At 62.4% G+C, this 6194-nt stretch carries 7 protein-coding genes and 1 pseudogene; 2 read left to right on the forward strand and 6 right to left on the reverse strand.

Annotated elements, in window-relative coordinates; translation table 11 throughout:
• Positions 1–93: 93 nt before the first annotated feature.
• Complete coding sequence (locus ACCAA_RS01140; protein ID WP_186405417.1) at positions 94–576, forward strand: GNAT family N-acetyltransferase; 483 nt, start codon at positions 94–96, stop codon at positions 574–576.
• Positions 577–998: 422 nt separating this feature from the next.
• Here the strand turns inward: ACCAA_RS01140 and ACCAA_RS01145 are convergent, their stop codons facing one another.
• The 6 genes and pseudogenes from ACCAA_RS01145 to ACCAA_RS21845 form a co-directional block, all read right to left on the reverse strand.
• Positions 999–2207 carry an APC family permease gene (locus ACCAA_RS01145; RefSeq protein ID WP_186405418.1) on the reverse strand — a complete coding sequence of 403 codons (1209 nt, stop codon included), beginning with the start codon at positions 2205–2207 and terminating at the stop codon, positions 999–1001.
• A gap of 237 nt (positions 2208–2444) precedes the next feature.
• Positions 2445–2897 (reverse strand): hypothetical protein, encoded by a 453-nt coding sequence (locus tag ACCAA_RS01150; protein ID WP_186405419.1) that lies wholly within the window; start codon positions 2895–2897, stop codon positions 2445–2447.
• A 93-nt stretch (positions 2898–2990) separates the two neighbouring features.
• Positions 2991–4088, reverse strand: a complete 1098-nt coding sequence (locus tag ACCAA_RS01155) for a hypothetical protein (protein ID WP_186405420.1) — start codon at positions 4086–4088, stop codon at positions 2991–2993.
• 38 nt (positions 4089–4126) lie between these two features.
• On the reverse strand, positions 4127–4672 hold the full coding sequence (locus tag ACCAA_RS01160; RefSeq protein WP_186405421.1) for a general stress protein: 546 nt from the start codon (positions 4670–4672) through the stop codon (positions 4127–4129).
• A 250-nt stretch (positions 4673–4922) separates the two neighbouring features.
• Positions 4923–5420: a LuxR C-terminal-related transcriptional regulator gene (locus tag ACCAA_RS01165; protein ID WP_245754371.1), complete on the reverse strand. Its 498-nt coding sequence runs from the start codon at positions 5418–5420 to the stop codon at positions 4923–4925.
• Positions 5421–5505: 85 nt separating this feature from the next.
• Positions 5506–5583: pseudogene (locus ACCAA_RS21845) on the reverse strand (DNA-binding response regulator); the annotation flags it as partial.
• Between the two features lie 429 nt (positions 5584–6012).
• Here ACCAA_RS21845 and ACCAA_RS21735 point away from each other — a divergent pair.
• On the forward strand, positions 6013–6194 hold a 182-nt coding region (locus tag ACCAA_RS21735; RefSeq protein ID WP_222104790.1), incomplete at its 3' end, for a hypothetical protein.

Consider the following 6194-nt stretch of genomic DNA (forward strand, 5'->3'; position numbering starts at 1 on the left):
TCCCTCTGTCTCAGCCTCGAACAGCTTGCGCCAAACAGGCTGAATCACCGCGCGACGTAACAATAGGGCGCTACCAAGAAGCCAGGAGAGACGATGCTGGTCAGTCCTTTAACTGGGAGTCATAACCGGCAAGGGTTCGACTGTGGTCGCCAGGAACTGAATGACTCGCTGCGGCAGGTTGCCCGCCAGCATCAGGAGAAAGGGCTGTCGAAGACCTTCGTGGCCACCCGAGAGGAAGCACCAGAACGTATCTGCGCTTACTACGCGCTCACGCTTGCCGAACTCGAAAACCACCATCTGCCTGAAGCCTGGCACAAGAAACTGCCGCGTCGAATTCCTGGTGTGCGCTTGGGGCGTCTGGCCGTTGATCGGCAATATCAGGGCGCGGGTCTCGGCGAATTGCTTCTGGTAGATGCCCTTACTCGGGCACAACGAATCTACACTGAAGGTGGCGGCATCGGTCTGTTCGTTGATGCCATCGATGAGCAGGCTTCGGGCTGCTATCAACGCTTCGGTTTCGTAGCATCCCCAGACAATCCACTGCTGTTGTTCCTGTCGGCGAAGGTGATGGGGTGAGTTGGTGAGCGATTGATACGAACCCGCGGTTCGTGCAATGGCTCGTCTCAATCAACCTAAAAACCTCTGTTGGCGGGGGAAAATCCCGTTCATGCTTCGACAGGCTCAGCACGAACGGGATTTTTTCGGCTCACCCAACGGGTGAGCTTCCGTTCGCCCTGAGCAGCCCGCGTAGCGGGCGTGTCGAAGGGCCCTCTTGTCATCAACCGAGGCTTCTAGGATGAAGGGCTTTAGGTCGTTTCGTGCGGAACCGACCCAGAGGTGGGTGCGCTGACGCTTACGCTCCTTGGGGCAAGAGCCGCGCTGCGTCAGGAGCGCTGCGCACGTCGATCCAATGCTTATTCATGTAAACGGATCTCCCGTTTCTTCAGCCGGTAAGCGCCCTCGATCAGAACCGCCAGCGCAAACATCGCCGCCAGTACTCACAACTTGCGCGGCGCAGTCTGCGCCGTCTGCCAGATCAAGGCGGCCAGGGCCAGCAAGCAGGCAAAAGCCCCTGCAACAGATAGCCAGCCGCGGCTGTGCGTGTGCCGCGCATGGCTTGCGTTTGCGGCATTCACCGCGGCGAAGATGAGCAGAAACCCGCCGCTGCCCAGCGTCGCGATGCTGGTCAGGTCAAAGACGTTGGCCACGATGAGCGTCAGCCCGGCGGAAATAAGCAGCCCTTCCGCCGGCTGACCCCACACTTTGCGCTCCAGTTCTGCCGGCAATTCGCCGTCGCGCGCGATGGAGTAACTCAGGCGCGCCGCACCGTAGAGCGTGGCGTTGATTGCGGAAGCCGTGGACAACATCGCCGCAACCGCGATCAGCGTGAAGCCGGCTTGCCCGAGAAACGGCCGTGCCGCTTCCGCCAGCGCGAAATCCTTGGCCGCGACGATCTTGTCCACCGGGAGATTGCCCACCGTGACCAGCGCGACCAACACGTATAGCGCTATTACGAAACCGACCGCCGTGTAGTAGGCGCGCGGCAGCGTCTTCGCCACGTCACGCACATCCTTGGCCGTATTGGCAATCAACTCGAAGCCTTCGTACGCGAGGAAGATGATCATCCCGCCCGTAGCCAACTGCAACGGCGGCGACCACGAGGCCGGCGCGATTTGGGAGGCGTTGATGCCGAAGAAACCCACGCCGACGAACAGCAGCAGGATCGCCAGCTTCAATCCGACAATCCAGATCTCTGCCTTGCCGATCAACTCGGCGTTGAGCAGGTTTATCCCGGCAATCGCGATAACGGCGAGACTGATCAGCACATGTCTGCCCATCCCCTGCCAAGCCTGCGGCAGAAAGGTCGCACCGTAACTGCCGAATGCGAATGCGTACAACGACAGCATCACCACGTAACTCAGCCACAGCAGCACGTTCAGGCTGCCGGTGGACATCCCGGCGCCGAACGTGCGGTCGAGGAAGACAACCGTGCCGCCGCGACTCGGATAGGCGACGGAAAGCTTCGCATACGAATACGCCGTCAGCAGCGCCACCATGCCCGCCAGCGCAAAGGCCACCGGCGTGCCGCCGTGCGCCAGTTGCACCGCCAGCCCCAGCACGGCAAAAATCCCTCCGCCGACCATACCGCCGACGCCAATGGCCACCACCGCCCACAAACCCATCTTGCCGTCGCTTGCGGCACTCATGTCGCCTGCCGCTTGTTGACGTAGGGAACTGCGAGGCGGCGGGCCTGTTCCAGCGAGCACGCCATCGAGGTGGACTTTTCGTCTACGTAAAGCTTGCAGCCCGCAATCAACGGCATGTCAGTGCTCCCGGTCGTTACTGCTCACACATCTCACGATGGTCCACCTTATTGTCAGCAACTTGCAGCGGTGGCTTCTGGGTAGGTACAAGGGCGCAGTCCTCCCTCGCCACCTTCCCGCCTACCTCTTCCAGTGGAAGTACAGGTCCTTGCCCTCCTTGCCGGTGAGAGTGACGTCCTGCGATTCGGTCAGCCCCTTGAAACGGGCGCTGACTCGGTACTTGCCATTGGGCAGCACGACGTACAGCATCGGGCCGGCCTTGGGCAGTTCGAATACCGGGTTGCCGCGCGCGTCGAGGATGACCACCGGCACATCGGCAATGAACTCGCCGTCCTTGCGCTCCGAGAAAGTCATGCGCAGCGGAAATTCCTGGGCCACGCGGCGCATGGTCGCCGCTTCGTTCTCGCCGACGCCGCCGTTGAGGTAGGTGCTGACGAGAACCGCTTCGACGACCACGGGTTCCTGGACAATCGTCTCGACGATGACCGGCTCCTTGGCGATGGCGGCGAGCGGCAGCGTAGCGAGCAGGCTGGCACCGATCAGGGCGGCAGTCAGAGAGCTAAGCGTTTTCATGATGAAGATCCTTTCAGGTTTCTGGGGAATGGCTGGTGAGATCCGCGGGCGTTCGGCGCGTGCCAGCTCCGCCGCGATGCCGAACGCCAACGGCTACTTGCCGGGTTTGATCTGCTGTCCCACAGCGCTGATACCGCTGGCCAGAGCTTGCAGACCCTTGACGACCTCATTCCGGGTCCATTGACTACCGGAGGCGAGCTTGTCACCCAGTGCGCGCGTCTCTGCCACCGTACTCGCGGCGATGGTTTTCGCTTCGCCGCCAACCCATCCGGCCGCGCTCTCCAGGCCGTGTGCAGCCGCCTTGAGTTCGTAGCCGGTCCGTTCGTAGGCCTGGCGAACCCAGGATTCGCCGGCCTTGGCGCGGTACGCTTGGGCTAGCGCCTGATTGGCCTCAGCGAACGCCTTGTCCATCTCCTTGGTTTCTTTCAGGCTGCCTTTGGCGACCGCTGGCGCCAGCCTGTCGAGATCGAGAACCGACTTGTCGAGCGCCTGCTTTGCCTGCCCGCTGGCGCGACCGGCTTCGAGGCGAAGGTAGCCCGTCGCCTTTCGGATCTCGGCCGCGGCGGCGGTGTATTCCTTCCGGCCATAGTCCGCAACAGCATTCGTGAAGTGCCGCTGAGGTTCTTCACTGACCGGATACCAGGTGGTGACGTCGGTCACCACCCAGCGCCGGTCGAGGTCGGCGCGCGCGGCGGTGTCGAGCGCCTGATCCAGGTCTGACTTCTTGGTGATCTTGCCGCTCTCGATCGCGCTGGCCGCCGAGCTGACTTTCGTCGCACTGGCGTTGATGCGCGCGACGGCATCCTGGGTAAACTTCTGGTCGGCCGCCAGCAGCGCCTGGTCGGCAGCCACCAGTTCCTTGCTTTCCTTGTCGGCACGAGCGGCCTGTTTCTTCAACTCGTCAGCCGCGGCGCGCATCTCGGTCGCCGCCTTCTTGTTGTCTTTGGCGTCGAAGGCCTTGCGCGCAGCGTCGAGATGCCGACTGAGGTCGTCGAGTACCGGCGTGTAGGTGGTGGTGTTGTCGTAGATGATCCAGTCCTCCGGCGCTTTGAGTTGTAGCGCTGCGGGAGTCGCTGGCGAAGCCGGCTGCACCGCTGCAGCCGGTGCTCCTTTCGGTGCCTGCGCGTAGGCCACGTTGGCCAGTTGAGCGGCAGCCAGCAACCCTGCCAGGGCAATCGGTTTGATGATCATTGTCGGGTCCTTTCAGAGTGACTCGTTACGAAGCCAGGCTAAATGGCCAGTTCGGCCTCATCGTACTGATGGTGATGGTCGAACGACGCCATACCCGAATTCGCCAGGAGTTGCCGAGCGCGCTCTATCTCCTCTGCGTTGCCGTTGAGTGCGAGAACGAACTGGTCGGCCTTGAGAGCGGTTTCATAGCGCAGCACGGAGTCTCTCGGAACACCGATGGACATCAAGGCGCCGGTCAGGGCGCCAAGACCGCCGACCAGCGCGGCACCCTGCAGACCGCCGAACAGAGCGGCCGCGAGCGGGCCGAGAACGACCACATGACCGACCACCGGGATGAACAGCAGCGCGGAGCCGAAAAGCATTCCGGTCAGTCCGCCCCAGAACGCCCCCAGTTTGCCAAGCACCTTGGCCCGGTCGCCGGCATTGAGGAAGCCAACCACGTGTTCCTTGGTGTGATAGTCCCGGCCGACGATCGAGAGATTCTTCATGTTGAATCCGGCGTTCTGCAGCGTCTTGACCGCCGCTTCAGCCTGGCTGTGCAGATCGTAGATGGCGATTGCGATGTCTTTCCTGTCGTTGCTCATGAATGCTTCCTTCCTCGAATTATTGTTGGTGATGGACCTTGCGGTCTTGTGTCGCCCGCCTGTCCATGGCACCCACTATAGTCCGCGGTCGCTGCCAGGTAAGCTGCCAAAGGTCACCAGATGGGGCTGCGGGAAGTCACGATCTGGCAGTCACCAAGGTCACATGCTTTGCGACGACGGGCGGCCGCGGACGACTCAATGGTCGGCAAAGTACTCGGCGGGGAATTGACTCAATCGTACGCGACGGATGTCAAGCAGGACGCTGCTGGCGCAGGGACATGACGGCAAGCTCGGTGCGTGTATTGGCGTGCAGTTTTTCCATGATCCGGCTGACGTAATTCTTCACCGTGCCTTCGGCCAGAAAGACGGCGGCCGCGATCTGCTTGTTGCTCCTGCCCTCGGCGATCAGGGCGAGGATCTTTTCTTCCTTGCTGCTCAATGCTTCCGGTCGCGACGACGCTGTTTCCGTCCGAGTCATGCCGGCAGGTGCGCTGGAAGTGGTCGCGTCGCCAACAGGGGGCTCCGCTGGAGGGGAGGACAGCCGCCGAAACTGATCCATCACCTTGCGCGCAATCTGCGGCGTCAGCCGCGACTCGCCGCGATGGACGGCGCGCACGGTTTCGAGGAGTTCGTCCTCGCTGGCGTCCTTGAGCAGATACGCGTGAGCGCCGGCGCGTACGGCGGCGAAGACGGACTCCTCGTCGTCCAGGGTGGTCAGCACCAGCACGTGCGTATGCGGCAGCGCCATCGTGATCTCGCGCGTCGCCGCGACCCCCCCCCTTGCGCGGCATGTGCAGATCCATCAGTACCACGTCCGGAGTCAGGCTCTCGGCGAGGGCTACGGCTTCGATGCCATCCGACGCTTGGCCGACGACCTCGATGTCGGCTTCGAGCGACAGCATCAGCGTCATGCCACGGCGGATCAGCGCCTGATCGTCGACGACCAGCACGCGGATACGGCCGCTGTCGGCCGCCGTTTTGCTCACCTGGACCTTGCTCCACCGGTGTCGGCGTCGCTCGGGAACGGCGCAGCCCCTAATTGCTCGCGGATGCGACCGACCACCGGCGAAGGAAGGCGCGCCGTCAAATAGGCGAGCATCGCGCTGACGGCGAGTGTCGCCTGCGGCGGGGAGATCCCGGCCCGCTGTGCGACCATTTGAATCAGTTCATTCACGGCACGAGCCCTCGCTTCTGGAAGTTGGCAGGGAGTACGGGAGGCGTAGCCCTAGGGTACCTTGACTCTAGCGCTTGCCGCTTGCTTTCGGGAGGGGCGTTGGTCACGAATTTGGTATTATTTTAGTCACTTTTGAAATCTGGCACCGAGCCCCGGGAAGGTCTGCATGTCTTTGTCGCTGCGCTACCTCGACCCGCGTCGCAGCCTGGCCGCAGCTATCGGCTGGCTGGTCCTGGCGCTGTCACTGGGCCTCGCGCTGGTCGCCAGCGCGTGGGTCGGGGAAATCGCAGCAGTTCTCATTTCAAATTCCATGGTAGCGAGTGGTGAGGGTAAGGACTGTTGGATGGG

Source organism: Candidatus Accumulibacter aalborgensis (assembly GCF_900089955.1).
Taxonomy (GTDB): Bacteria; Pseudomonadota; Gammaproteobacteria; order Burkholderiales; family Rhodocyclaceae; genus Accumulibacter; species Accumulibacter aalborgensis.

Coding starts and splice junctions, on each gene's coding strand:
- ACCAA_RS01160 (WP_186405421.1), bottom strand. CDS start 4,672: ATGAGCAACGACAGGAAAGACATCGCAATCGCCATCTACGATCTGCAC.
- ACCAA_RS01165 (WP_245754371.1), bottom strand. CDS start 5,420: ATGGCGCTGCCGCATACGCACGTGCTGGTGCTGACCACCCTGGACGAC.
- ACCAA_RS01150 (WP_186405419.1), bottom strand. CDS start 2,897: ATGAAAACGCTTAGCTCTCTGACTGCCGCCCTGATCGGTGCCAGCCTG.
- ACCAA_RS01140 (WP_186405417.1), top strand. CDS start 94: ATGCTGGTCAGTCCTTTAACTGGGAGTCATAACCGGCAAGGGTTCGAC.
- ACCAA_RS01155 (WP_186405420.1), bottom strand. CDS start 4,088: ATGATCATCAAACCGATTGCCCTGGCAGGGTTGCTGGCTGCCGCTCAA.
- ACCAA_RS01145 (WP_186405418.1), bottom strand. CDS start 2,207: ATGAGTGCCGCAAGCGACGGCAAGATGGGTTTGTGGGCGGTGGTGGCC.